Here is a 25,665-nt window from a genome sequence, read left to right as displayed (position 1 = left end):
GCCTGGAGCTACTGGCGAGGGGTTGCTAGGAGCGGCCCTTCGCGTCCCGTCCGCCGCGGTGGTCGTCCCGGCGAGGCCTACCCTGTCCACGTCCCCGGCCCCGCGGCTTGTCGTTGCCGGGAAGGACCTGCACCACTGACGGCCGGGGTACTGCGGCATCCCCTCGGCGGGGGTCGCTGCCCGCGGCGACATAGTCCGGGAAGAGAGAGGTCTGGTTGCCCCAGACGCCGTTTTCCCCTGGATGCTGGACGGCGACGAACACGTGCTTGTCCTTGTCCCTGATAATCGGCCCGCAGGTTTCGCTGTCCCGCGGGACAGCGAGAAACTGTTCCACCTTGCCGCGGTCCTCACCGTCGAGCGTGACCTGGAACAGCCCGTCGCAGTACCCGATGGTGCCGGGTTGCCCGTCGGTGGAGATCCACAGGTTCCCCACCGAGTCGAATGCCAGGTTATCTGGGCACGAGATGGGCGACACCTTGTTCGCCGGGAAACCGCTGAAGTACACGGTGGGGTCGTTGGCTGGGTCGCCGCACACCAGGAGCAGGTTCCAGGTGAAACGGGTTGCCGTCTGGTCTCCACCGCGTTCGGTAATCTCGATGACGTGACCGGTGCGGTTCCCGGTGCGGGGATTCGCTTCGTCAGCAACGGCATTGGCTCCGACCCCGCGGTTGGTGTTGTTGGTGCACGCCACATACACCTTGCCGGTCAACGGGTTCGGCTCCACATCCTCGGCACGGTCCATCTTGGTGGGACCCACCTTGTCCGCCGCGAGCCGGGTATACACGGCCACCTCCGCGGCACTCATCCCGGGCACCGCCGACTTGTTGTTGACGATCAACGGCAGCCACTCGCCGACGCCGTCGAACGCCCCGTCAGTGGGCACTGCGCCCGAGCCATCAATCTCGGGTGTCGAGTTGCCCTGGAACCGGGCAACATACAGAGACCCCTCGGACAGCAGCGTCATGTTTTTCCGCCGGGCGGCTGGCGTCCCGGCGGTGTCCATCCGGTTCTTGGACACAAACTTGTACAGGTAGTCGAAACGCTCGTCGTCGCCGGAGTAAGCGACCACCCGTCCATCGGCGGCCACCGAGACGTTCGCGCCCTCGTGCTTGAAGCGGCCCAGCATTGAGTGCTTCTTCGGCGTCGAGGTCCTGTCGAACGGGTCCACCTCAACGATGTAGCCGAAACGGTTGGTCTCGTTCGCGTAGCCGGCGTTGCGGGTATCCAGCCGCGGTTCGTCAATCTCCCAGCCGCGGGCGGTCGGCGCCGCGGTGAGGCCGTAGCGCCGGTCCGATGCGCTGGTACCGGGGCTCACGAAATAGCCGTTGAAGTTCTCCTCACCCGACAGGATGGTCCCCCACGGGGTGGTGCCGCCCGCGCAGTTGCCCAAGGTGCCGAGGATGGTGCGGCCGGCGGGATCGTCGATGGTTTTGACCAGTTCGGATCCGGCGGCGGGACCGGTGAGCTCGTAGGGGGTATCCAGCAGGAAGCGACGGTTCAACGGTGCCCCCTGGACGTACTTCCAGGGCTTGGACGCATTGTGGCGTTCCAGTTCGACGACCGTCAGCCCGTGCGCTGCGCGGCCGATCCCGCGCACCTCGGCGGCGGGCAGGCTGGGCGGGACCATGATCGGCTCGTTGGTGTACTCGTGGTTCACGAACATGACGGCCCGCTTGCCCTTGCCGCCGGGCAGGTCAAGGATCTCGGTGTAGTCGCAGTTGTACCCGAACTGGAGCTCCTGAGCGGCTTCGGACTGGTTGAAGACGTCGAACGCCGGGGAGCTGCGGAACAGGGGGTCGCCCCAGCGGATGATCGGCCGCCAGGTGAATCCTTTGGGCACGGTGAAGTCGTCCACCAGTGCGTCGACGGGGCGGATCGGCGTGAACTTGAGGTTGCTGCGGGGACCGCGCCGCTGGACGGCGACGGCGGGGGCCAAGGGTTGGCCGGGCGCCTGCAGCGGGGTGGACGCCTGGCCGCCGACGATCAGGGCCAACGCCCCGACTGCTCCCACCCCGAGGACGTTCCGGCGTGAGAATTCGGACGAGGCAATGTCCCGGAAGTAACTGTTGTCGGTGGTGTTGCAGACAGCCGAGGCGCAGGCGTTGTCGCACTTCAGCGCGCAGGTCACCGGGCTGCGCTTCCCGTTGGTGTGGCCCAGCATGGGCAGGAAACGCTTCTTCGTGTCAGTCATGGGGTGCCTTCCAGCAGCGGAGGGAGAGAGCCGCTCCTACCCTGACCCGGCCAGGCAAACTCCACGGACCGTCCAGATGGCCAGCAGATGAATTTCTTCGAACGTCGGTTCAACCGGGGTTCTGGCTGAGGAGCGAGGCTACCCGGTCCAGCCGGTCCAGCCACCAGGCTGTCCGCTGCGGATCGGCGGCATACCGGTCCAGCAACTCCTCGGACACGTCCACCTGCCCCACGGGCAGCCATCCGCGGTCGGGCACCAGCGACGTCGCGGTGACATCCCCGTGCATCAGGGTCACGGTGCCGAGTCCGCAGGCATAGGGCAACTCCGGGAGGGCCGCAGCGAGGGCTACGCCGGCGCTGATCCCCACCGAGGTATCCAGCGCTGAGCTCACGACGGCGGGAAGCCCGGCCTGCGCCACGATGTCGAGCGCCCGCCGCACTCCGCCCAGGGGCGCTGCCTTAATCACCAGCAGATCGGCGGCATCCTCCCTGGCGACGCGCAACGGGTCGGATTCCTTGCGGACCGATTCGTCTGCAGCAATCAAGACCGGGGCTCCGCGACGGCGAAGTTCAAGCCTGACCTCCCGCAAGCCGCTGATGTCCATCACCGGCTGCTCAGCGTATTCGAGGGAGTGCCCGGCGAGGGCTGTGAGCGCGGTGATCGCAGCCGGGACGGTCCAGCCGCCGTTCGCGTCGACCCGCAACCCCGCGGTGGGGAGCAGTCTGCGCACCTCGGCCACCCGGGACAGATCGTCGGCAAGGCTCTGGCCCTTCTCCGCGACCTTGACCTTGACGGCGGTGACCGGGCCGAAGCGGTCCAGCACCGATTCCACTTCCGCTGCCGGGACGGCGGGGACCGTGGCGTTGACCGCCACCCGTTGCCGCACCGGTTCCGGGAAGCCCTCCCAACCGGCTTCAATAGCGCCTCGGAGCCAGGCTGCCGATTCGGCGTCGTCGTATTCGGGGAAGGGGCAGAACTCCCCCCAGCCGGCAGGACCCCGCACCAGCAGGGCCTCGCGGTGGCTGACCCCGCGGAACTTCACCCGCATGGGGATCGACACCACCCGGGCGGAGGCGCGGAGGTCGGCGGCTGGGACAAGTGTGCTCACGCGTTCAGGTTACGCGACGGACCGGTAACCGCCGGATGGGATCGGCAGCGTCACGAGACAGGCCGCAGGGCCGACTGCACCGCTATCAGGTCCGGGCCGTACTGACGGTCGTACCGTTCCTGGAGAGTTCCGTCGTCGTACACCACAGTGACAAACAGGTAGCCGTTGAATACCGACGACGTGAGCATCCTCTCGTCGGCTTCGAACAGTTCCACCTGCAGTCGCTCCAGTTCCGCCTGCTCCCCGATCCCGGGGTTGGCCGGATCCATCCGGGGATCAATGTCGGCGAGGGGGTCGTAGAGCGATAGCGGGATCGGGTCGCCGGTGCGGGTAAAAGCGGTTCCGTCCCACGTTCCCTGCACCGCGTAGGACCCCCAGGTCACCCCAGAAGCGGTTTCGGACTGCTCCACCGCGAGCCAATCCCAGCCGAGGAGCTCAGATCCGGAACACTGGGGCGGATAGGACTCGGCCACAGCGCCGAGACACAACTGCGGCGGCGCCTCCCCCTGCTGGAGCACGGTGCCCTGCGCGAGAACCTCACCCGGGGCCGCGATACCCCACGCGTCACCCGCCGAGGGCACATCTGACGACGGCGAAGAAGACGGCGACGGGGACGAGCCCGGGGAGTTGGCTACCGGTGAATCAGGACTGGTCGAACCCGGCACTCCCACCGCCCCGCACCCGACGAGAGCCACGGCGATCACAGCCGCCGTAGCAACCGGCAAAGCCGACCTCGCCAGCGACGTCGGCCGGAGCGCACGATGCCGTGTCATGGACTCATTGTCCCGGCTCCGTTCCACAACTGGATCCCCGCAAGATCACAATTGGATTGCAGAAGTGCGGCGCGCATGTGGAAGTCTTGCAGTGTGAGCTCCCGGCAATCAACTAACTCCTCCACGCGGCAACCACGGGCCGCGCGGAACCCAGCCCTGTTTCTGCTGGGTTCGTTGTTGTGCGCCGTTGCGTTGGGCTGGACCTATTGGGCGTTTGTGCGGACCAGCACCGGGCAGTTCGCCGACGAGTCCGCCTGGCGGGAGGCGGGGTTCGCCGCACCCGACTCGCAGCAACCGTTCCTGCAGTTCCTGGACAGTCTGCCTGCCCTGTCGGTGCTGATTGCAGCTGGCGTGATCCTCTTTGTCACCCTGCGCCGACACCGGTGGCCGGCGGCAGTGATCGCGCTGGGCACCATCGTTGGAGCCAATCTGACCACCCAGCTCCTGAAGAATTTCCTGCTGGACCGCCCGGATCGTGGCGTGCCAACCCTTGATTTCAACTCGTTGCCGTCCGGGCACACCACCCTCGCCGCATCGGCTGCAGCCGCCATCTTCCTCGTGGTCACACCGCGCTGGCGGCCGTTGGCGGCCGCAGTTGGGGGCACCTACGCGGTGGCAGCAGGCGCAGCCACCTTCCTGAACCTCTGGCATCGCCCGGCGGACGTGGTGGCCGCTTTCCTGGTGGTCGGTGCGTGGACACTCCTCGGAGGGCTGCTCACCATGCGGTTCGGCAATGCCTGGAACGTCTGGGATGGGTTCGGTGAGCACTGGGCGGCGACGAAACTGTGGCTGACATTCTGCTGGGCGGCAGGGGTCGCGGGCCTCGCTCTCGGGGTGATTCTCTACCTGTACGTGCAGATGATTGGTCCCGCCCCGGTCCCGGGGACAGCACGAATCCCTCTCTTCTTCTGGTCGGGGCTGTCAATGATTGTGGGGGTCGGGTTCACGCTCAGCGCCGCTGCCGGATGCCTGTTCGGCCACCAGGCGCGACGCCGGGAAGCCTGAGTCAGCGCCTTCCGGGTGGTTCTACAGCTAGTTCCTTGCGATCGCCGTCGGGCGGTGCGGCGGAATCCAGAACCAGAGGACTAAAGCCGCGAGCACACCGAGACCTCCGGTAGCCCAGATACCCGCCGAGAGCGTGGCGATGGCCGTGACCCCCGCGAGTATTCCGGGACCGGTCATGGTGCCGATGTCGCTGAGTAGCCGCCAGATCCCCAGGAACTGTGGACGGCCGGGGTTCGGGGAGAAGTCGGCTCCGAGCGTCATGACGATGCCGGACCCGATTCCGTTGCCGAACCCGATCAGCAGGGCCACCAGCAACAGCCCGACGGCGTCGGCTGTGAAGGGCAGCAGGATCAGGGCGATCCCCATGATCGCCATGCAGGGCACGGCGACCCAGCGGCGTCCTTTGACGTCCATCAGTTTCCCGGCGGGGTAGAAGATCAGCATGTCGATGGCCCCTGACAACCCGTAAATCAGGGCAGTCGTGGTGACGTCGAGTCCGATGTCCTGGGCCCAGAGCGGAAGCACAGCCTGCCGGGTGGCCCGGATCGCGGCAATCAGCAGCACGCCGATGCCCACAGTCGCGAACACCCGCCGATGGGAACGCAGGATTGACCGGACCGTCGGCGCGGCCGGTGCTTGGCCCATCACGCCTTCAATCCCCGTGGGCCCGGTCATGGCCAGCCGACCGGGCGCAGCCAGTTCCGGAACCCGGCTGCTCAGCACCGCAGCCAGGAGGGCCGCCCCGGCGCCTACCCAGTAGGCGCCAGCGAGACCAGCGGAGCTCATCGCCAGAGCTGCCGCAAAAGGACCAAGGAACACCCCGATCCGGGTCACTCCGCCCAGGGTGGAGAGTGCGCGGGCCCGGAAGTGGATGGGGACTACTTCCGTGAGGTAGCTCTGGCGCGCCAGGCCGAACACTGCGCCCGCCATGCCGACCATGAAAATAGCTGCCGCGAAGACGGCAAGGTTGGGGGCCAGCAACCCCAGCACCATTGCGGCAGAGCACCAGAGTGACGCCCCCACCAGCGCGCGTCGTTCGCCGAACCGGGTGGCAATCAGTGTCGCAGGCACGTTGGTGACCAGCGAGCCGATGCCGGTCAGCGTGATCACCAGGGCCGCGGTGGCAATGTCGGCGCCCAGGCTGCGCGCCGACAGCGCGATGACTGGCAGGATGGCACCGGTCGCCACACCATAGAGGAGGGAGGGGCCATACGCGCCGACGGCGATCGACTTGAGGTTGAACGATTCGGCCGGCACGGTTCTACTGTAGTCACCGGCGCCGTTCGCCCCGTTATCGATCAGCCCTCGTGTGTGCGCCGCCCCACAAGAATCATCCCGACGACGGCGAGGACTCCTGCCGCCCCCTCAGCTACCGCGCTGAGTGCCTTCTCGAAGAACCAGATCGGCTCGTACATCGCGGGGATGGGCCCAATGGCGGGCAGTTGGACGTAGGTCGACACCACCACGGCTGCGAAGGCCGATAAAGCCACTACCGCGGCAATGAGGTAGGACAACCGGCTTCCTCTGAGCAGGACGTAGAAGGCAGCCAGCACCGCCGCTGCTGCCTGCAGCCGGAACAGTGTGCCGCCGCCCATGCCCCCTGGGTACGCGATCTGATAATTGGCGGCGAGCTGCACATGGACGAAGGCATCGATTGCCAGTCCGATGGCGATGGCCACACGGAGACCGACCAGGACCGGGCGGTTGCGCGCGAGTACGCGGTTGCTCACCCTTCGACGACCAGTGTGCTGATCATGCCTGGGTGTGGCGTGCAGTGGAAGGAGTACTCTCCCGCGTCCTCGGGTGCTGTGAAGGTGACAGTCTCGTTGGGGCCGAAGACTGAATCGAACAGGCCTTCCTCATCCGAGGTGACAGTGTGGCCAACAGAATCATTGTTGATGACTGTCACTTCGGCGCCTGGAGCCACCGGCCCTGAAACTTCGTATTCAAAGTCAGTAATGGTGATGACCACTTCTTCAGCCGCCTCGGCCGGGGTTTCAGCTGACTCGGTGGTCTCGGCTGGCGCGGTGGCTGGACTGGAAGTCGCCGGAGCGCTGGTGGCCGTCTCGGGCTCGGCGGCTGGAGTGCCCGTGGTGTCGGACGCCCCACACCCGGCGACGCCGACTAGGGCGACGGCCAACAGGATGCCTGCGACGGGATGGTTGATTTTCATGATGTACCCTCCGGACGATTCCTGCCGACCCCCGGATGGATCCGGTGGGCGGCAGGCGTTGAAATCATAGTGTCATATGAACTTCGTCACAGATAGGCCAGCGGATTGTCCTCCTCCTGCCTTTGACTGGACCAGGGCCAGCCCGGATCAGGGGGTGGCGCTCTGGTGCCACTTCCAGTGCGCGAGGGTGCGCAGCCGGATCAGCAGGGCCCGGGACTGTTCGGGACCGTAGGGAAGGATGGGGATGGCCTTCGTCATGTCCACGGACGCTTCGTCCATCGCTACCTTGGTGACCCGGACGGCGGTTCTCATCTTGTACAGCTGGGCCGTGACGAACTCAACCCCTACCGGGTCGCCGTGGCCCGGAACAAACACATCGTAGAGGTCCTCCAGCGCCGCGATTTTCCCTAGCGTGCGGATCCAGTCCGCCGGGTAGGAGTCTTCGAATCCCGGGTCTGCCCCCTCTTCGACCAGGTCACCGGTGAACAGCACATTGCCCGCTCCCACCAGGAGATCGTTGTCAGTATGGCCGCGACCCAGGTGGAACAAGGTGACGGAGATTCCACCCAGGTCCAGGTCCACAGGGCTGCCTTCCACCAGCCGGTTAGCCGGATGAATCGCTGTGTGCGGGCCGGTGTCGTCGGCCATGTCAGGTTCAAGCTCGGCGGCTAGCCCCCGCTGTTGCTCGCCCGTCTGGGCGAGGTCCTCGGCGCACCGCACGGTTGCCCAGATCTCCTCGACGCCGTGGGCCGCGAGATAGGCGTTGCCGAACGCGTGGTCGAAGTGCGAGTGGGTGTTCACCGCGGTTACCGGGAGATCCGTCAGCTCGCGGACAGCGTCGAGGATGCGGGCTGCCTGGCCGGGTCCCGCGCCGGTATCGATGACCAGGGCACGTTCCGTACCGATCACCAACCCCGGGTTGATGCCGTAGCCGGCATCGCGGAGGATCCACGTCTGGGGGCCCACGCTCCGCCATCGGGAGTCAGGGTCAACTTCATGCGTGTCGGACATGGATTCCTTTCAACTACTGTCGCTGCGCACCGCGTCGTGCGGGCATTTACGAGCCGGGGCGGCCACCGGGTGTCAGGACTGCCTGCACCGGGGCGTGATCGGACGGCCACGCACCACCGTACCGGGTGACGTTGATTCCCGCTCGCTGCACGCTGAAGTCTTCGGTTGCAAGGATCCAGTCGATGCGTTTGGTACCCCGTTGCTGTTTCCCATAGTGGGGGAAGGTGCCCCACTGCTCGGTGAGCTGGCGGTTCGCCGCTCGCCAGGTGTCAACCAGCCGACCTCCCTCGGTGAGCACGTCATAGGCTCCGGAGGGGGCATCGACGTTGAAATCACCCATCACGATCCCCGGCAGTTTCGTGTCCTGCACCAGATGGCGCAGGGTGTCGGCGGAATAAAGGCGGGAACGCTTCGACAGGTGGTCGAGGTGCGTGTTGATGACTGTGAACTCCTGTCCGGAGCGGAGGTCGCTGAACACGGCACGGACAGCGATCCGGGGAATCCGGTTGCCCCACGAGGTGGAACCGGGAACGGTCGGAGTGTTGGAGAGCGCCAGCTGCTCCCAGTCGAGCAGGGAAAGCCTGCTCCGGTCATAGAACAGTGGGCACTGCTCGCCCTGCCCGTCGGCGTTCCTCCCGCGACCAATTCCCGTGTAGGTGGACCCGAGCCCTGACTGCACTGCATCCAACTGGACGGGGAGCGCTTCCTGCACACCGAGCAGGGTGGGCCGCTCGTCATGGAGCAGGCGGGTCACCAGCGGCGCGCGGACTGCCCAGGAGTCACGGTGCCCGGGGAGCAGATGCGGCATCGACCGGCGGATGTTGAAGGTCATCACGTGGTAGTCAGGGGCAGCCACCGGACCGATCAGCGGCGTGGTCGCCGCCCGGCCGCGCGCTTCAGAGATCCGCAAGCACTGTGCCTGGATTCTCAATCGCGTCCGCTACGTACCTCAGGAAGCCACCCGCCACCCCGCCGTCGCACACCCGGTGGTCGAAGGTCAGGGTGAGTTCGGTGATCTTCCGGACGGCCAGCTCGCCGCGGACTACCCACGGGCGGTCGATGATCCGCCCGATGCCAAGGATCGCGGCCTCCGGATGGTTGATGATCGCGGCACTGCCATCCACACCAAACACGCCGTAATTGTTCAGGGTGAAGGTGCCGGAGGTCAGTTCGGCGGGGGTTGCCTTTCCTTCCCGGACGACGGCGGTGAGCCGCCGGATTTCGGCGTCAAGCCCGCGGGCGCTGAGGGTGTCGGCGCGCTGCACACAGGGCACCATCAGTCCGCGGGGCGTTTGGGCTGCGATCCCGAGATTCACCCCGTCAAACCCGAGGATCTCCTGGCCTCCTGTCTCGTCGGTGACAATTCGGGTGTTCAGCTCCGGGTATTTCGCCAGCCCTGCCGTCACGAACCGCGCCACGAAGGCGAGCAGGCCTGGAGTGCTGTCAGGGTTGGTGCGTTTCAGGGAGGCGCGCAGGTCCATCAGTGCCGTGGCGTCGACGTCCACCCACACCGTCGCCTCGGGAATCTCGCGGCGGCTGCGCGCCATGTTGTCGGCAACCGTCTTGCGCACTCCCTTCACGGGCGTGCGGGTGCTGATTCCCAGACCGGATTTACGGTCCGTAACGGCTTCGGCAGCAGGGCCGGCAGGTGCGGTGTCGGCGGGTATGGGAAGAGCCGTGCTGGCTCCGTCATCGGACGTCGGCTGAGCCGCGGATCGGCTGAGGTGTTGCTCCACGTCCCGGCGCAGCACCATGCCGTCAGGGCCCGAGCCGGTGAGGTCGGACGCCCGCAGCCCCGCGTCCCGCGCGAGTTTCCGCACCAGCGGGGAAATGAAAAGGGGCGCCTGGCGAGCGGGTGCCTCGTCAGCTGCGGCGCTGGCTGCGACGGCCGTGGGCTCCGAACCTGCGGGGCGTGCCGCACTCTGGTACTTGGGACGTCGCCGTCTCCCGGAGGCGAGCCCTCCGGGGGTGCCGTAGCCGATCAGAACATTTCCCGAACCCTCGTCGGGTGCCGGTGCAGCCACGGGTTCGCGGTTCTGGGGCGGGGTGATCCCGGCACGCTCTTCTTCCCGGTAGGTCTCTTCGGCCGCCGTCGGCACCGTGACACCGGACTGACCCGCGGGGCGGACGGAGATGAGCGGTTTCCCGACGTCGATGGTTTCGCCAGCGCGGCCGTGGAGCTTCTCGACCACTCCCGCGAACGGAGAGGGCACCTCGACGACTGACTTGGCGGTTTCCACCTCGGCGATGGCCTGGTCCACGACGACGACGTCGCCCTCGGCGACCAGCCAGTTCACCAGTTCCGCCTCGGTCAGGCCCTCACCGAGGTCGGGGAGGTTGAAGACCTTCAGCTGCGTGCCCGGCGCGGCTGCACTGGCGGTAGTAGCGCTCACGCCTGATCCTCCCACTGCAGTTCATCGACGGTGTCAAGGATACGGTCAACGCTGGGCAGGAAGAAGTGTTCCAGCTTCGGAGACGGATACGGCACGTCGAACCCGGTGACCCGGCGCACGGGGGCTGCCAGCGAATGGAAGCAGCGCTCCTGGATGCGGGCCACGATCTCGGCCGCGACGGACGCGAACCCGGGCGCTTCGGCGATCACCACAGCCCGCCCCGTCTTACGTACGCTCGCGCAGACCGTTTCGTCGTCGAACGGGACGATTGACCGTACGTCGATGACCTCGAGCGAACGACCCTCCTCAGCCGCTGCGGCAGCGGCGGCCATCGCGGTGGGCACCGATGGCCCGTACGCGACCAGGGTCGCATCAGTGCCGGCGCGGGCCACCACGGCCCGGCCGATGCTCGGCGCCGCGGTGCTGGCTTCGAAGGTCTCCTTCAGTTCCGCCAGGTCCAGCACTTCCTTGGACCAGTAGAGCTTCTTCGGCTCCAGGAAAACCACCGGATCCGGGTAGCTGATTGCTTCGCGCAACATCGTATAGGCGTCCCTGACCGTTGCCGGGGCGAGGACGGTAAGGCCCGGGGTGTGGGCGTAGTAGGACTCGGAGGAGTCACAGTGGTGCTCGACACCGCCGATGCCCCCGGCGTAGGGGATGCGGATGACAATCGGCAGTTTGACCTTGCCCTTGGTGCGGTTCGGCATCTTGGCGACATGACTGACCACCTGCTCAAAAGCCGGGTAGGCGAAAGCGTCGAACTGCATCTCGACGACCGGCCGAATTCCGTTCATCGCCATCCCGACGGCCATTCCCATGATCCCCGCCTCAGCGAGCGGCGTATCGAAACAGCGGCCGGTGCCAAACCGGGCAGTGAGACCATCGGTAATCCTGAACACGCCACCCAGCGCTCCGACGTCCTCGCCGAACATGACAACTGAGCTGTCGGCTTCCATCGCGTCGGCGAGTGCTGCGTTGAGGGCCTTGGCGAAGGTGACCGGCCCAACGGTGCGAGCCTCGGCAGCCCGCTCCGGCCCGTTCAGCACTCCGGCCGGCGGCCCGTCCGGCAGCTCCGTCCCCGGGTCGATCACCCGTTCGGTTGTATCGGTCATGGTGTCACTTCCTCGGAGGACTGTTCGCGGCTGAGTTCCCCGCGCAGGAGGTCCGCCTGTTCGCGCAGCTGGCTGGTCTTTTCGGTGAACACATAGTTGAACAGGTCCTCGGGGTTGACCACCGGGTCGGTATTCAGCCCGTCCCGGAGCGTCGCGGCCATCTCCTCTGCCGCCGCAGCAATGCGGGTCTCACCGTCGTCGTCAAGCACTGCCAGGTCCCGCAGATAGGTGCGCATGCGGCTGAGCGGGTCTTTGGGGATCCACTTCTCCACATCGTCCTGGGAGCGGTAGCGCGACGGGTCGTCGGCGTTGGTGTGGGCCTGCATCCGGTACGTGTGAGCTTCGACCAGGCTCGGTCCGCCACCGGCGCGGGCCCGGGTCACTGCCTTCCCGAGCACTGAGAGGAGGGCGGCGAGATCGTTCCCGTCCACCCGCTCACCCGGCATGCCGTACCCGATCGCCTTGTGCGCGAGGGACGGCGCAACGGTCTGCGACTTCAGCGGCACCGATATGGCGTACTCGTTGTTCTGGATGAGGAAGACCACCGGGACGTGGAAGACTGCAGCGAAATTCAGTGCCTCGTGGAAGTCCCCCTCGCTGGTGGCTCCGTCGCCGCAGAGGGCCAGTACCACTGTGTCTTCGCCCCTGAGTTTCGCCGCGTGGGCCACCCCCACAGCATGGAGCAGTTGCGTGGCCAGCGGAGTGGCCTGGGTGGCTACCTTGTGTTCCAGGGGGTCATAGCCGGAATGCCAGTCGCCGCGCAGGAGGGTGAGCACCTCCATCGGGTCGACTCCACGGGTGATCACAGCGACGGTGTCGCGGTAGGTAGGGAACAGCCAGTCCTGGTGATCGAGGACGACGGCGGCAGCTACCTGGCAGGCTTCCTGTCCATGGGAGGAGGGATAGACGGCCATCCGGCCCTGCCGGACCAGGGCGTTTGCCTGATCGTTGATTCGTCGACCGACCACTAGCTTGTGATACGCGGCGAGGAGGCTCTCGCCGTCCGGCAGCGGGTAGGACTCGTTGGGAGTGTGAACTCCGTTGGGGTCCACGAGTTGGACGGGCGTCGCCGAGGGGAGCATGGCTGCTTCGGCGGATTCCTGCTGGTCCGATGTCCTTGCGGTGCCGGGTGCCCTGTTGGTGCCGGTCGAGATGGTCATGTCCGCCTCCGTCATCCCGCCCGGTAGGGCGGTTGCTCTGCTGATCCGGGGCACCCAGGGGATGCTGTGCGCTGGATACTGTGTAGTCCAATTATGGTCTGGGGTAACTATTCGTATCTACCAATGGCTAAAGTTCTGGACTTTCATCTGCGAACGCCATACTGTTGTGGACGAATTGCTAGTGTGAGCTGCATTACGCAGGAAGGTGTAGACAAATGGTGGACCAACCCTTGGACGAAGTAGATCGGCGCATCCTTGCGGAGCTCACCAGGGATGGCCGGTTGTCAGTGACCGCCGTTGCCGAGAATGTCCACATTTCACGGGCCCATGCCTACTCCCGCATCGCCCGCCTCACCGAATCCGGGGTCCTGACCAAATTCACGGCTCTCATTGACCCCATCAAAGCCGGTCTTCGGTCCTCCGCCTACGTCACTCTCAAGGTGCAGCAGCATGCGTGGCGGGAGTTGCGCGAGCAACTACGGCTGATCCCCGAGATCCACCACATCGCCCTGGTCGGCGGAGACTTCGACGTCATCCTGCTGGTACGAGCCGAGGACAATGTGGACCTCCGACGCGTCATTTTTGATCAGCTCCAGTCCATGCCCGGGGTGATGGATACACAGACTTTCCTGGTTTTCGAGGACATTGACACTCGGTGACCTGCGGGACTTTTGCGACTGCTATGTGGGACCACAAAGGATCTGGCGTGGCCAAGGAGCGATCCTGACTGGTGGTGACATCCCGTTCTGAATGTCACCCTCCCCCATGAGACGCTGCGGAACCGCCCCTTGGCCACACCACAAGTAAAAGTCATTGCCTAGGCAAAATACTTTGAAAGTAGGCTTTCACCGCGAATGTTCTCCAAAAGTTATAAACATTTGAATCCTTAAGACGCCCCGCGACGACTGGGGTCGCCGGGGCGTCCAGCGCCTGCCGCCTATGGTTTAATATCTCTCACCGGCCGCAGGAATCAGATCTCAGCGCCGCGATCGGCCTGGCATCGAAGGGACCCCCATGATTGATCACGGTGCGCCGGGCTCAGACGAACGCAAAGTCGCAGTCATCCCAGATGCAAAGGCGGCGGCACTCTTCGAATCCATTGTCGTCAATGCCAACGACGTGGTGCTGGTAACCAGGGCGGAACCGGTTGACCTGCTCTCCGGCGGACCGGAGGTACTCTACGTCAACCCCGCCTTCACCCGGATGACCGGGTACGAGGCCCATGAGATTGTCGGCAAGACTCCCCGGATCCTGCAGTCCCCGAAGACCGACCGTGCCGAACTGGACCGGCTCCGCGCCGCGTTGAAGGCCTGGGAACCGGTTGAGGTGGAACTCCTGAACATCCACAAGGACGGGCAGGAATTCTGGGTTCAGATCAACATCACCCCGGTGGCAAACGCCCGCGGCTGGTTCACGCACTGGGTAGCTATCCAACGCGACATTACCCACCGCAAGCATCGCGAACTCGCGGTGCAGACGATGCTGGCAAACACCTCCGATCTCCTCATCATCCTCGATGACGGGCAGCGGATCGCTTCCCTCAGCCCGTCCTCCGAACAACTCCTGGGCGCGGCCGGTCACACCCACGTCGGGGAGGACTTCCTGACCCTGGTCCACCCCCAGGACCGGAAGGACGCCCATGGCTTCCTGACCGCACCCGCAGGGCTGCGGCTGGGCCGCAGCGCGATCGCCGAACTCAGGCTCCGCCACGGGGATGGTCGCTGGCGCTGGTTCGAGGTCAGCGTCGCGGACCTCGACGCTTCGGGGAATGACCCCGACAGTGCACTGGTCCTCGCCTGCAGTGACATCAGCGACCTTAAGGAAACGGAGCTGGAGCTGGAACAGTCGAACCAGCGCTTCCGCAGCGCGTTCGACGACGCCCCCATCGGGATGGCGGTCACCCTGCCTACCGGGGAGTTCATCCAGGTCAACCGTGCGCTGACCGAGCTGTTGGGCCGGGACGAGCAAACACTGTTGAGCATGTCGGTTCAGGATCTGACCCACCCCGACGACCGGGAACCCGCGGAGCGTCAGCGTCAGTCCCTCCTGCGGGGAGTCACCGGGCGACGCCGGCACGAAACCCGGTTCCTCCACGCCGACGGTGCGGTGGTGGGGATCCTGCACTCGTCCTCGGCCGTGCAGGATGCCAGCGGTGGCCCGGCCATGCTGATCGACCACATCGAGGACATCACCGACCGCAAGGCCTTCGAAGCGATGCTGCAGCACCAGGTGCTGCACGACACCCTTACCGGGTTACCCAACCGCGCGCTGCTGGTGGACCGCCTCAACCAGACGCTGAGCGCAGTGGGCGGAGGAGGACCTTCAGTGGCTGTGCTGTTCTGCGACCTCGACCGTTTCAAGGCAATCAACGACACCCACGGACACCAGGCTGGCGACAGCGTGCTCACCGAGGTGGCCCGCCGTCTGCAGTCAGCCGTGCGCCCCTCGGATACCGTCGCGCGCCTCAGCGGGGACGAGTTCGTGATTCTTTGCCAGGAGGCAACGGGCGAGCAGGCCTCCGCCGCTGCCTCGAGGATCCTGGCAGCGCTTGATGCACCGATTCTCGTTGGCGATATTGAAGTGTTTGTCACCGCCTCCATCGGCATCGCATTGTCAGATCCCGAGCACACCTCCTCGTCCGCACTGCTGCGGGACGCGGACGACGCCATGTATGCGGCGAAGGAGCAGGGCAGAAACCGCTCATCAATCTACGACAAGGCAATCGGCGTCCAGGTCAGGACCCGCGCCCAGCTGGAAAGCGACCTGCTGCGGGGCATCCGGGATGGTCAGCTGCGACTGCACTACCAGCCCGAGATGAGCCTCGCCGACAGGCAGGTGGTCGGGCTCGAAGCCCTGGTCCGGTGGCAACACCCCACGCGCGGCCTGCTGATGCCTGGTGAATTCATCGATCTGGCCGAGGACACCGGGCTGATTATCGACCTGGGTGCCTGGGTGATGCAGGAGGCGCTGCGCGAGGTGGTCAGGCGTCGCGCGGCCGGCATCGCAGCCCCCGTGATGTGGGTTAACGTGTCAGCGTTCGAACTGCGGAGCCCCGACTTTGCTGCCAGCGTGGGGCGAGCCCTCGCCGACCACGAGTTGCCGGGGTCGGTGCTGGGCCTCGAAATCACCGAGAGCGTTCTGATGGTCAACCTTGACCGGGCGAGGACTACGCTGGCTCTGCTGCGGTCCATGGGGGTTCATCTGGCCATTGACGACTTCGGCACCGGCTACTCGTCACTGTCATACCTGGCCCAGTTCCCGGTGGACACGATCAAGATCGATGGTTCGTTCACCGCGGGCCTCGATGACAATGCGCGACGGCGGGAGAGCTTCGCCGTCGTCAACGCCGTGATCGGACTGGCCCACGCCCTGAAGCTGCGGGTGGTAGCCGAAGGGATCGAGACCAGCAGCCAGGCGCAGTCGCTCCATGGGCTCGGCTGCGATTACGGGCAGGGGTACCTGCTGGGCCGCCCGAGCGAACACGGGTCCGCCAGTGCCAGCTCCCCGCCGTTGGACAGCGGGGAGCCGCTGGCCACCGCCGTCAGCCTCTAAAAACCGGTTTGCGCTTTTCCTGGAAGGCCGTGAAGCCCTCGGCATAATCCTCGCTGCTGCACAGGATGCCCTGGGCGGTATTCTCCTCGCTGATCGAATCCCACAGGCCGAGGCGACGGTCGCGGATGCCCGCCACCAGGGCCTTCGACGCGCGGAACGCCCCGGTGGCGCCCGAGGCCACCCTCTGAGCCGTCTCCCGGGTCCGCGGCAGGAGCTCCTCCGCCGGCATCACCCGGCTGAACAGGCCAGCCGCGACGGCGTCGGCTCCGGTCATCAGCTCGGCTGTGTAGATCAGGTCAAGGGTACGGTGGGCGCCAAGCCGCTCGGTGAAGAGCCAGTGCCCGCCGGAATCGAGGGTAGCTCCGAGGTTGGCGAAGGGAGAGCCCAGCTTCGCGGTGTCGGCCACATAGACCACATCCGTGGCGACCAGCAGTCCAAGCCCGACGCCGAGGCATGCCCCGTGGGCCGCAGCGAACGTGGGCGCCGGGAACTCGGCCATTTTCCGCAGCAGGGGTGTGACGAGCCCGTCCAGGTAGGCGACGGCGTCGTCGGTGGCAGGTTCCACCCCCGAGATGTCACGACCAGCGCAGAACGCGCGGCCCTCCCCACGCAGGACCAGCGCCCGGACAGAACCGGCGACAGCCGCAGCCGCCGCCTCGTCGTAGGCCCGCGACAGTTCGGCAATTCCCGCTTCGTCCAGCGAGTTCAGTTTTGCCGGGGCATTGAGCACAATCTCGGCGACATTGTTCTCATAGGTCAGGTCAATCATGGTCAGCGCCTTCCTCTCGGGTGGATTCCAGCCTAGCGGTGACCGCCCACCCGAACCCCGCCGGGGCCCTGGGTTTAGCTGTCCGAGGCGGACAGCGTCCCGCGGAGCACGCTGACCCCTGAGTGCACCGGATCGCCGTCCAGCGGTTCGTCCGAGACGTCCACGATGGGGAACGCGGCCAGGTCAACGCTGTCCGGGATGGTGAAGGAACTGGTGCCTGCCCCGACCACCCCGAGGCTGTACATCTCCTGCAGGTCCGGCGCGATCAGCCATACCTCCTGGTAGCCGGCAACCTGGTTGTCGGTCACAGTGATCTCAAGGGTGCGGGCACCGTCGTCGTCGGCGTAGACGGTGGCACTGCCCTGCGCGGTGAAGCCTTCCAGCGGATCCAGTTCACTCTGTGCCACCACGGCAGGTGCGGAATCCGCGCCGAACTGTTGCGCTGCCCAGACCGCGGCAGCACCGGTGAGGACTCCGGCCGTCACCGCGGCGACGAGGAAGCGGGAGGTGAAAGTCCGCCGTCCGTGCCGTGGCTCAAATGCCACCACCGTCGCAGCCGACTCCGCGGTCTCGGCGGGCTGGTGACCCGGTACTGGCGCGGCGGCCTGCGGGGTTCTGCTGAGCGGGTCCGGGAGCAGGGCGGACTGCAAGCCCAGTTCCTGATGGATTCCCGCCCACACCTGCGGGTCCGGGGATTCCAGCGGGGCGCCGGCGAAATCCCCACGGGCCGCGAGGACCACGCTGTTCAGTTCCCGTACCTCGCCGGCGCAAGTGTCACAGTGATCCAGGTGACCCTGCGAATCTGCGTCAAGGGGTTCGTCGAGGGCAGCCATGCTGATGGTTCCCGGGTCAAGGTGCTGCATTCCAGGTCTCCAATCGGCTGCGTAGTTGGGTGAGGCTTCGGCGAATGTGGCTTTTGACGGTTCCGAGGGGCAGATCCAGCCGTGAAGATATTTGTTGATGTGTTAAGTCTTCGTAGAAGGCGAGCCGAAGGATTGATTGTTGGGGCTCACCCAATAACTTCAGCTCGGAATCCAGCACTACCCGGTTGGCCACGCTCTCGATCTCGTCCGCACCGTGTTCGCGCTCCCGATGATCTCCCACGGTGTGGGCCCGTTGCACGATTTTCTCGCTTTTCTGCCGGGCTCCCTGTGCGTCGGAGACGACGTTGCGGCTGATGCCGAGCAACCACGCGGGCAGGCTTCCCGTATCGGGGTTGTAGCCGGAGCGAAACCGCCACGCTCTGACAAACACTTCCTGGGTGACATCGGAGGCCGCCGCCCGGTCTCCCAGTGAACGGAGGGCCACGGTGAAGATCAGCGGGGCGAAGCATTGATAGGCGAGCGCCAGAGCGTGTTCGTCGCCGGCCGAGAATTCGGCGTCGCGCTGCCGTGTCCAGTCATGGCCTGGAGGTGTCAAACTACTCTCCTTACGGCGCGGCCGCGTCCCTGGTGCCCCCTGAAATGGCATCCGCGCTGCTGACCGGTCGCTGCGTGCATGGACCGTTCAGAGCGGGGAGGCCGTCAGCACAACATTATCCTCATAATCATCCTTGTCTACTAGCCAGTCCCCTCCGCAGGTGAGAATCATCAGCCGGTGTTCGCCATCGCGCTGGAAGATCTGGGAGGTGTCGAGGGTTGCCTTCGGAACATGCCTGACGTCGGTGACCCGGTACTGCACCGGCTCCGCGTTCTCGCGTCCGACAGTGATGATGGTGCCGAGTGCGACGTCCTTCAGCTGGGTGAAGGGCATGACCTCGGTCCCAATGTCGATGTGCGCGGCGAGGACTGCGTTTCCCGCGGAGGCGCCCGGCGCGGGGCCGTACCGGTACCACCCCGCCTCGTAGAAGCTGTCGGGGATTTCCATTTCGTTGTCGCTCGCGATGCCCACGTCGATCACATCGACGGAGATGTCGGTGCCGGCAATATCGAGCGAGACGGGACGGGGCGTGGCTTCTGCCAGCGCTCCAGTGGCCGGACGGACGGTGACGCCCGGCGCGCTGGCGGCTGGTTCCTCAGCCGGCGCTTCGGGTCCGGTCGCTTCCTGGGCGGTGGTGTCGCTCTCCCGCAGGTCAGGCGCCTCGATGGTCGCCAGCGGCGTTGATCGTTCGACGATCGTCGCCGGCCCCGCCTGGCTTGCGGGGGTTGCGCACCCACCAGCTAACAAACCAAGTGAGGCAGCCAGGGCCACTGCGGTCAGACGGAGGGACTTATGCGGCAAGGAGTGGGTCTTTCGTCGGGGGTGGGTAGACAGGTGGGCAGGGTAAGGAGCGAGAGGGGGCCCCCACCCTGCCCACACTGGTTTATTTGCCGGCGCGGGCGGTACGCACCCGGGCGGCGACAGCTGCTCCCGAGAGGAGCACGAGGCCGAGGGCGCCTGCTCCGAGGATCGCTGCGGTGTTGTCCTGCGCTGGGCCGGCCTGTGCGCCGGGGACCGCTGCAGGGTCGGAGTGGAGTCCCTCGATCACCTGGGTGGCGAGGGCAAGGTTGCCGTCTTCGAGGCTTCCCCAGGCGTAGACGATGGTTGCGGTGCCTTCACCGAGGGTCAGGTCAGCCGGGCCGATCACAGGGTCGGTGGTCCCGGTGGCCGCCACGGAGGCCGAGATGGTGCCAGGGTCGGTGGTCAGGGTCGCCTCGTCAGGATTGCTGAGGTTCTCCACCACCACCGCATCGCCGGCGAGGACGTCGACCGCTGGGGCAGCCGCGGTGTGGCGGACGGTCAGCCGGGACTGGCCAGCCTCCACAGCAGAGACATCGTTCGTGTAGAAGTTTGCTGTGGGGGCGCCTTCAGCGTCGAGGTTGGCGGTGGCCGTGTAGTTGCCGCCCGCTGCCAACGTCACAGCCACAGGGCCGATGACTGGTTCGCTGGCGTCAGCGGCGTCGGAGGCCGTCACCGCCAACTCGTAGTCGCCGGCTGGAAGTTCAAGGGGACCAGCCAGCTCGCCGGGGGTGAAATCGTCGAGGGTCAGGTCACCGTTGACGTAGACGTCGACCGTCAGGTCGGGGACAGCGTGAAGGACTGACAATGAGGCCGTGTCACCGGTTTCGGTGGCTACTGCCGGTGCTGCGACTGAAGCAGCGCCGAGAACTGCTACTGCTCCTACTGCGTAAAGGCTCTTTCGCATTTTTGCTCCTCACTCGGGCCCAGGGGGCCTCCAACTGATGCTTACACCGGTACTACCGTCGGTGGCGGCACTTTGGATGCAGGAGCATGAATATTTCTGTGAAAAAGGTCAGGCGTCGTAGTCCACCGAGACGGTGTCGCTGGTGGGACGGGACTGGCAGGTGAGCACGTAGCCCTTCTCGATCTCGTCCGGCTCCAGCGCGTAGTTCTCTTCCATCTCCACGGTGCCGGAGACCAGTTTCGCGCGGCAGGTGCCGCAGACCCCGCCGGCGCAGGCGAACGGTACATCGGGGCGTACGCGCAGTGCCGCGTTGAGAATTGATTCCCGGGCATGGGTGGGGCTGGCAACCTTGCCCTGCAACCCGTCGAGGTTGAAGGAGATGGTGTAATTATCGCCGCCGTCGTCAGCGCGGACCGGACGGCCGATCTGCCCTTCCGGCCGGGTGGGCTCGCCGGTCGAGAAAAGCTCGAACCGGATCTTCTCCGGCGCCACACCGCGCTCCGCCAGGGTGTCACGGCACAGCTGCACGAGTTCGAAGGGTCCGCAGAGGAACCACTCGTCGACGTCGTCGGTCCGGATGACGGTGCCGAGCAGCTTTTCCAGTTTGTCAGCGTCGATCCGGCCACTAAGCAACGGGGAAATCCGTTGTTCGCGGGACAGCACATGGTGCAGGGCGAACCGGGCGGGGTAACGGTCCTTGAGATCAGCGAGCTCTTCGAGGAACATCACATCCATCGCTGCCTTGTTCGCATAGATCAGGTCAAAGCGCACAAAGTCGTTGGCGGCCAGGACCGTCCGGGCAATGGCGATGACCGGCGTGATGCCGGAACCCGCGGCCACCGCAACGAAGGTGGACTCCCCCTCGACGGTGAGGTTCTGCTGAAGGTGCTCAGGCCGGTTGAGCTCGTTCATTTCATGTTTGGAGATGAACTGGCCCATCGGGCTCATGACGTCGAGCCGGTCGCCGGCCTTCAGCGATTCGTTCGCCCAGCTGGAGAACACGCCGCCAAGATCCTTCTTGATCGCCACCCGGATCTCCCCCGGAACAGGCTCGGCGCAGATCGAATAGCTGCGGCGCACCTCGACGGGTGAGCCGTCGACGTCAAGGGTGGTGCGCAACGCGACGTACTGGCCCGGCAGGTAGTTGTACTTGCCGGCCAGGTGGTCGGGGACGGCGAAGGTGACCTCGACGGCGTCGCCGGTGAGCCGCCGGACCTCGGCGACGGTGAGCTCGTTGAAGGCCGTGCGTCGCTGGGTGGACGGGGCAAGCTTGACTGCCATCTAGAGCACCTTGAAGTAGTCGAAGGGTTCCTTGCAGTCCTGGCACACATAGAGCGCCTTGCAGGAGGTGGAACCGAAGCGGGTGAGTTCGCGGGTATTGAGGGAAGAACACTGCGGGCACTTCACGCTGAGTCCCACCCGGACGGGTCCCGCCGCAGCGAGGCCGGTGGGCGGGGCAATGCCGTACTCGTCCAGTTTGGCTTTGCCGGCGCTGGTCATCCAGTCGGTGGTCCAGGCCGGAGCGAGCGTGAGCCGCACCCGGACATCACTGTAGCCGTGTCCGGCGAGGGCGCTCGTGACGTCATCCCGGATCGCGTCCATGGCGGGGCAGCCCGAGTAGGTGGGCGTGATGGTCACCGTCACGGCGCCGTCGCCGTCGAGCGTTGCCTGGCGCAGGATGCCCAGATCCTCGATGGTGAGGACCGGGATCTCGGGGTCCACCACGGTGGCGGCGATATCCCAGATCCGGGCGGACTCGGCGTCAACGGGCCGGTGCGCGGTGTTGGTACTGGTGTCCACTGAAGACGCGGCGATGCTCATGCCCGCACCGCCGTTACCAGGTGGCGCCGGGATGCTCGCGGGCGAGCACCTGCATTTCGGCGAGCAGGTAGCCGAGGTGTTCGCTGTGCTTGCCGGCGCGGCCGCCACCGACAGCTCCTGGCACCGCGGGGATATCCAGGTCGGCCTCGGCGAACAATGCGCTGATCAGAGAATCGAACGGAGCCCGGAGGGTGCTCGGGCGGACCGCAGCCTCGCCGAGGGTATCGATGAGCTGGTCGTCGACAAAGAGTTCCTCCACGTAGGGCCAGGTCAGTTTCAGTCCGGCGATCATGCGGCGGCGGGATTCGTCGGTGCCCAGGGCCAGGCGCAGCACCCACTGGCTGCTGTGGTCGCGGTGGTAGTCGACTTCCTTGACGGCCTTCGCTGCGATGGCCGCGAGGGTGGCGTCGGTCGAGTGCATCAGCCGTGAGTAGAGCTCGAACTGGTAGTGCGAGACCACCAACTGGCGAGCGATGGTGCGGGCAAAATCGCCGTTGGGCTGCACAAACAGGTGAGCGCAGCGGAACTCCGGTTCGCGCCGGAAGTAGGCCAGATCATCCTCGGTCTTGTCCAGGCCGTGGCCGGCGTAGCTGAGGAAAGACCGTGCGTGGCCGATCAGGTCCAGGGCGATGTTGCCCAGGGCCACGTCCTCTTCCAGCTCCGGTGCCCTCGAGATCCACCAGCCGAGCCGCTGGGAGAGGATCAGCGAGTCGTCGCCGAGGCGCAACGCATACTCGGCGACGTCGGCGCTCGGCCGCAGGTCCGCGGCGGCGATGTCTTCAGGGCGCAGAGCGTTGCCGGGGGTAATCCGGGTGGCGCTGGCGTTGGATTCGCTCACAGGTGCTTCACCCCGTCGCTCTTGGTGTAGTAGGTCGCATGCCGGTAGTCCTTGCCCTGCGGGGACTCGAAGAACTGCCCCTTGGCGTCGGGGTCGCTGGTGATGATCGACGACGCCGGCACCACCCACAGGCTCACGCCCTCGTTGCGCCGGGTATACAGGTCCCGGGCGTTCCGGACGGCCATCTCGGCGTCGGGCGCGTGCAGGGACCCAGCGTGGACGTGCGAGAGACCGCGGGAAGACCTAACGAAGACCTCCCACAGCGGCCAGGGCTGGCGCTTCTCGGGAGCTGCCGGGGCTGGTGCCGCCGAACCGTCGTCGCCTGTGGTTGAACCGCCGGTCATCTAGGCCGCCTTCTGCTGTGCTGCTGTGGCCCGCTTGTCGGCGTAGGCTGCCGCTGCTTCGCGCACCCAGGCGCCGTCCTCGTGGGCTTCACGACGGCGTTCCATCCGCTGGGCGTTGCAGGGTCCCCTGCCGGCGAGGACTTCCTTGAACTCGTTCCAGTCGAGCGGGGCGTGCTCCCACTGCTGGGTGTCCTCGTTGAACCGGATCTGGTCATCGGGCAGGGTCAGGCCGAGGACCTTGACCTGCTCCACCATCATGCCGACGAAGCGTGAGCGGAGCTCGTCGTTGGAGAACCGCTTGATGTTCCAGGCCATCGACTGCTTGGAGTTGGGCGAATCGTCGTCGGGCGGGCCGAACATCATCAGCGAGGGAGCGTACCAGCGGTTGACGGCGTCCTGGGCCATTTCCTTCTGGGCGGGAGTACCGTTCGCGAGTTCCAGCAGGATCTCGAACCCCTGGCGCTGGTGGAAGGATTCCTCCTTGCAGATCCGGACCATGGCGCGGCCGTAGGGGCCGTAGGACGCCCGGCAGAGGGGCACCTGGTTGGCGATCGCGGCGCCGTCGACGAGCCAGCCGATGGCCCCCATGTCCGCCCAGGTGACGGCGGGGTAGTTGAAGATGCTCGAGTAGCGGGCTTTGCCGGCGATGAGGTCTTCGGTCATCTTGTCCCGGGGGGTACCGAGGGTTTCAGCAGCCGAGTAGAGGTACAGGCCGTGGCCCGCCTCGTCCTGGACCTTGGCCATGAGGATGGCCTTGCGCTTCAGCGACGGTGCGCGGGAAATCCAGTTGGCTTCGGGCTGCATGCCGATGATCTCGGAGTGGGCGTGCTGGGAAATCTGCCGGGCAAGGGTCTTCCGGTAGGCCTCGGGCATCCAGTCGCGGGGCTCGATCCGTGAATCCTCGCTGATGAGGCGCTCGAACTGTTCGCGTCCGGCGCGCTCCTCTTCGGTCTCGGTGGCTGATTCGGCCGGCGTCTGGTCAACTGCTGGTGCTGTTGCCATGGTGGTCACCTCACTGTGAGCGTCAGAAGTACGCGATGTCGGCCGCAGGTTAATTACCGACCGTTCGTTCAGGATATCGGGACGGCCGCCGGACAGTCAACCATCGCCTCTGCTGCCGAGCAGGTTCCCCCAGGTACTGACGCAGCAATAGCCACACCAGCGGCGTATTGCGCCTCGACGCGCACTGCCCCGAGGAGAAGGTGGGGAATGCTACACGGGATAGCTAGGTAGACAGCCTGACTAGTTAGTGCAACTATGTAGTCATGAGCGACAGACAATGGCCCAGCGAGTGGATGCGCGGCGTCCTCGGGATGAGTGTGCTCAAGGTCCTTGAGTCCGGCCCGACGTACGGCTACGCGATTGCCGCAGCCCTGGAGGAAGCCGGACTGGGCTCCATCAAGGGAGGGACCCTGTATCCGCTGCTGACCCGATTCGAGTCAGCCCAACTCGTCACCACCGAGTGGCGGGCGGGTGACGGCGGCCCCGGGCGCAAGTACTTCTCACTCACCGATGCCGGCCGGGCCGAACTGGCCCAACAAACCACCGACTGGCAAGCCTTCACCACCCAGACCCTGACCCACCTGAACGGAGCCCCAAGTGATCACCAGTAACGAGCAGCGAAAGTGGCTGGAAGACTTCATTGTGGAATTGCGGCTGCGGGACGTCCCCGGTGACCTGATTGGCGACGCCGTGTCGACGGTCGAGGCTCACCTTCAAGACACCGGCGAAAGTCCTATCGACGCCTTCGGTCCGCCGGACGAGTACGCCGAGAACCTCGCCCTGCCGGGTCGCCGGAACGGAGGCGCGATGCTCTGGGTTGGTAGGGCCGTCGGCGTTGCCGCCTTCACCGTCTTGCCGTTCGCGATCACTCCGGTAGTCACTGGCAGAGACTTCGAGGTCACGGGCGTCCTGCTCACCCTGATCCTGGTCGTGTGCGCCGCCCTCGTGGTCATCTCAGTCAATCTGGATGCGATAGTGCGTTCATGGGCCATCTGGCAAAGCGGGCTGTTGGGGATGGGTATTGCCCTCGCAGTAGCAGCCGCAATTGGGCTGACCCCCGACGTGGTGTTCCTTCGACTGCCGGCGATCCCCGTGTTGGTTGGTGCATGCCTGGCCGTGGCCGGCTTCATCTGGTGGGCTGCCCGAAGTGCCGATCCAGTGGTCCGCCCTACGCTCCGGATCAGCTAAGAGCCTCCGGGGGTGCAAGTCTCCCCAGGTACTGTCGCCGCCGTCGTGAATCCACCCGCGTGTTGGACGGCGCCACACGGCATGGGGCACAGAACCCGGGG

26 protein-coding genes are annotated in these 25,665 nt (G+C 65.9%); 5 read left to right on the top strand and 21 right to left on the bottom strand.

Translation table 11 applies throughout. The features are described 5' to 3' along the window. Positions 1-25: 25 nt before the first annotated feature. From HMI58_RS08100 to HMI58_RS08090, 3 genes are all read right to left on the bottom strand, one after another. Complete coding sequence (locus tag HMI58_RS08100; RefSeq protein ID WP_171618847.1) at positions 26-2,191, bottom strand: PhoX family phosphatase; 2,166 nt, start codon at positions 2,189-2,191, stop codon at positions 26-28. A gap of 109 nt (positions 2,192-2,300) precedes the next feature. Further along, the gene (locus tag HMI58_RS08095; RefSeq protein WP_171618845.1) at positions 2,301-3,299 is read right to left on the bottom strand and encodes an o-succinylbenzoate synthase; all 999 of its coding nucleotides are present in this window, start codon (positions 3,297-3,299) and stop codon (positions 2,301-2,303) included. 50 nt (positions 3,300-3,349) lie between these two features. Further along, positions 3,350-4,072, bottom strand: coding sequence for a hypothetical protein (locus tag HMI58_RS08090; protein WP_171585864.1), 723 nt, complete (start codon positions 4,070-4,072; stop codon positions 3,350-3,352). 93 nt (positions 4,073-4,165) lie between these two features. Here HMI58_RS08090 and HMI58_RS08085 point away from each other — a divergent pair, with 93 nt between their 5' ends. Then, positions 4,166-5,077, top strand: coding sequence for a phosphatase PAP2 family protein (locus tag HMI58_RS08085; RefSeq protein ID WP_171618843.1), 912 nt, complete (start codon positions 4,166-4,168; stop codon positions 5,075-5,077). A 27-nt stretch (positions 5,078-5,104) separates the two neighbouring features. Here the strand turns inward: HMI58_RS08085 and HMI58_RS08080 are convergent, their stop codons facing one another. From HMI58_RS08080 to pdhA, 8 genes are all read right to left on the bottom strand, one after another. Then, positions 5,105-6,334: an MFS transporter gene (locus tag HMI58_RS08080; protein ID WP_171618841.1), complete on the bottom strand. Its 1,230-nt coding sequence runs from the start codon at positions 6,332-6,334 to the stop codon at positions 5,105-5,107. Between the two features lie 41 nt (positions 6,335-6,375). Further along, positions 6,376-6,807, bottom strand: a complete 432-nt coding sequence (locus tag HMI58_RS08075; protein WP_171585861.1) for a hypothetical protein — start codon at positions 6,805-6,807, stop codon at positions 6,376-6,378. Beyond that, complete coding sequence (locus tag HMI58_RS08070) at positions 6,804-7,250, bottom strand: cupredoxin domain-containing protein (RefSeq protein ID WP_171618839.1); 447 nt, start codon at positions 7,248-7,250, stop codon at positions 6,804-6,806. Before HMI58_RS08070 ends, HMI58_RS08075 begins: the two co-directional genes overlap by 4 nt. A 147-nt stretch (positions 7,251-7,397) precedes the next feature. Continuing rightward, positions 7,398-8,261, bottom strand: coding sequence for an MBL fold metallo-hydrolase (locus HMI58_RS08065; protein ID WP_171618837.1), 864 nt, complete (start codon positions 8,259-8,261; stop codon positions 7,398-7,400). Positions 8,262-8,307: 46 nt separating this feature from the next. Beyond that, positions 8,308-9,171: an endonuclease/exonuclease/phosphatase family protein gene (locus HMI58_RS08060; protein WP_225667960.1), complete on the bottom strand. Its 864-nt coding sequence runs from the start codon at positions 9,169-9,171 to the stop codon at positions 8,308-8,310. After that, positions 9,158-10,654 (bottom strand): dihydrolipoamide acetyltransferase family protein, encoded by a 1,497-nt coding sequence (locus HMI58_RS08055; RefSeq protein WP_318779160.1) that lies wholly within the window; start codon positions 10,652-10,654, stop codon positions 9,158-9,160. The genes HMI58_RS08060 and HMI58_RS08055 overlap by 14 nt, the downstream gene beginning before the upstream one ends. Continuing rightward, positions 10,651-11,766 (bottom strand): transketolase C-terminal domain-containing protein, encoded by a 1,116-nt coding sequence (locus HMI58_RS08050; RefSeq protein ID WP_225667961.1) that lies wholly within the window; start codon positions 11,764-11,766, stop codon positions 10,651-10,653. Before HMI58_RS08050 ends, HMI58_RS08055 begins: the two co-directional genes overlap by 4 nt. Continuing rightward, positions 11,763-12,848 (bottom strand): pyruvate dehydrogenase (acetyl-transferring) E1 component subunit alpha, encoded by a 1,086-nt coding sequence (gene pdhA, locus HMI58_RS08045; RefSeq protein ID WP_225667971.1) that lies wholly within the window; start codon positions 12,846-12,848, stop codon positions 11,763-11,765. Before pdhA ends, HMI58_RS08050 begins: the two co-directional genes overlap by 4 nt. A 293-nt stretch (positions 12,849-13,141) precedes the next feature. Here pdhA and HMI58_RS08040 point away from each other — a divergent pair, with 293 nt between their 5' ends. Next, entirely contained in the window at positions 13,142-13,585 is a 444-nt protein-coding gene (locus HMI58_RS08040; protein ID WP_171618833.1) for an Lrp/AsnC family transcriptional regulator, read from the top strand. A 355-nt stretch (positions 13,586-13,940) separates the two neighbouring features. Then, positions 13,941-16,478 carry an EAL domain-containing protein gene (locus HMI58_RS08035; RefSeq protein WP_171618831.1) on the top strand — a complete coding sequence of 846 codons (2,538 nt, stop codon included), beginning with the start codon at positions 13,941-13,943 and terminating at the stop codon, positions 16,476-16,478. On the opposite strand, the gene HMI58_RS08030 is transcribed toward HMI58_RS08035, so the two are convergent. The 10 genes from HMI58_RS08030 to paaA all read right to left on the bottom strand — a co-directional run bounded on the left by HMI58_RS08030 (position 16,468) and on the right by paaA (position 24,376). Then, on the bottom strand, positions 16,468-17,247 hold the full coding sequence (locus HMI58_RS08030) for an enoyl-CoA hydratase/isomerase family protein (protein WP_171585853.1): 780 nt from the start codon (positions 17,245-17,247) through the stop codon (positions 16,468-16,470). The genes HMI58_RS08035 and HMI58_RS08030 overlap by 11 nt on opposite strands. Positions 17,248-17,321: 74 nt before the next feature. After that, complete coding sequence (locus HMI58_RS08025) at positions 17,322-18,110, bottom strand: anti-sigma factor (RefSeq protein ID WP_171585851.1); 789 nt, start codon at positions 18,108-18,110, stop codon at positions 17,322-17,324. Next, positions 18,097-18,666, bottom strand: a complete 570-nt coding sequence (locus tag HMI58_RS08020) for a sigma-70 family RNA polymerase sigma factor (protein WP_225667962.1) — start codon at positions 18,664-18,666, stop codon at positions 18,097-18,099. The genes HMI58_RS08025 and HMI58_RS08020 overlap by 14 nt, the downstream gene beginning before the upstream one ends. Positions 18,667-18,753: 87 nt before the next feature. Continuing rightward, entirely contained in the window at positions 18,754-19,467 is a 714-nt protein-coding gene (locus HMI58_RS08015; protein WP_225667963.1) for a class F sortase, read from the bottom strand. An 82-nt stretch (positions 19,468-19,549) separates the two neighbouring features. Beyond that, on the bottom strand, positions 19,550-20,371 hold the full coding sequence (locus tag HMI58_RS08010; protein WP_171585847.1) for a DUF4397 domain-containing protein: 822 nt from the start codon (positions 20,369-20,371) through the stop codon (positions 19,550-19,552). Positions 20,372-20,479: 108 nt separating this feature from the next. Further along, a complete protein-coding gene (gene paaE / locus HMI58_RS08005; RefSeq protein WP_171618829.1) occupies positions 20,480-21,652 on the bottom strand; it encodes a 1,2-phenylacetyl-CoA epoxidase subunit PaaE in 1,173 nt (390 codons plus the stop codon). Further along, positions 21,653-22,192, bottom strand: coding sequence for a 1,2-phenylacetyl-CoA epoxidase subunit PaaD (gene paaD / locus HMI58_RS08000; RefSeq protein ID WP_171618827.1), 540 nt, complete (start codon positions 22,190-22,192; stop codon positions 21,653-21,655). A gap of 13 nt (positions 22,193-22,205) precedes the next feature. Beyond that, on the bottom strand, positions 22,206-23,030 hold the full coding sequence (paaC, locus tag HMI58_RS07995; protein ID WP_171585841.1) for a 1,2-phenylacetyl-CoA epoxidase subunit PaaC: 825 nt from the start codon (positions 23,028-23,030) through the stop codon (positions 22,206-22,208). Next, positions 23,027-23,374, bottom strand: a complete 348-nt coding sequence (gene paaB / locus HMI58_RS07990; RefSeq protein WP_171585839.1) for a 1,2-phenylacetyl-CoA epoxidase subunit PaaB — start codon at positions 23,372-23,374, stop codon at positions 23,027-23,029. The genes paaC and paaB overlap by 4 nt, the downstream gene beginning before the upstream one ends. Then, entirely contained in the window at positions 23,375-24,376 is a 1,002-nt protein-coding gene (gene paaA, locus HMI58_RS07985; protein WP_171618825.1) for a 1,2-phenylacetyl-CoA epoxidase subunit PaaA, read from the bottom strand. Positions 24,377-24,639: 263 nt separating this feature from the next. Between paaA and HMI58_RS07980 the strand changes: the two genes are divergently transcribed. Continuing rightward, positions 24,640-24,987: a PadR family transcriptional regulator gene (locus HMI58_RS07980; RefSeq protein ID WP_171618823.1), complete on the top strand. Its 348-nt coding sequence runs from the start codon at positions 24,640-24,642 to the stop codon at positions 24,985-24,987. Further along, positions 24,974-25,564 (top strand): hypothetical protein, encoded by a 591-nt coding sequence (locus HMI58_RS07975; RefSeq protein ID WP_171618821.1) that lies wholly within the window; start codon positions 24,974-24,976, stop codon positions 25,562-25,564. The genes HMI58_RS07980 and HMI58_RS07975 overlap by 14 nt, the downstream gene beginning before the upstream one ends. Positions 25,565-25,665 lie beyond the last annotated feature (101 nt).

The sequence above is a fragment of the Arthrobacter sp. 147(2020) genome (genome assembly GCF_013116715.1).
Lineage (GTDB): Bacteria > Actinomycetota > Actinomycetes > Actinomycetales > Micrococcaceae > Arthrobacter_D.
Note: the sequence above shows the minus strand (reverse complement) of the source record. Positions and strands in the feature narration are given on the sequence as shown.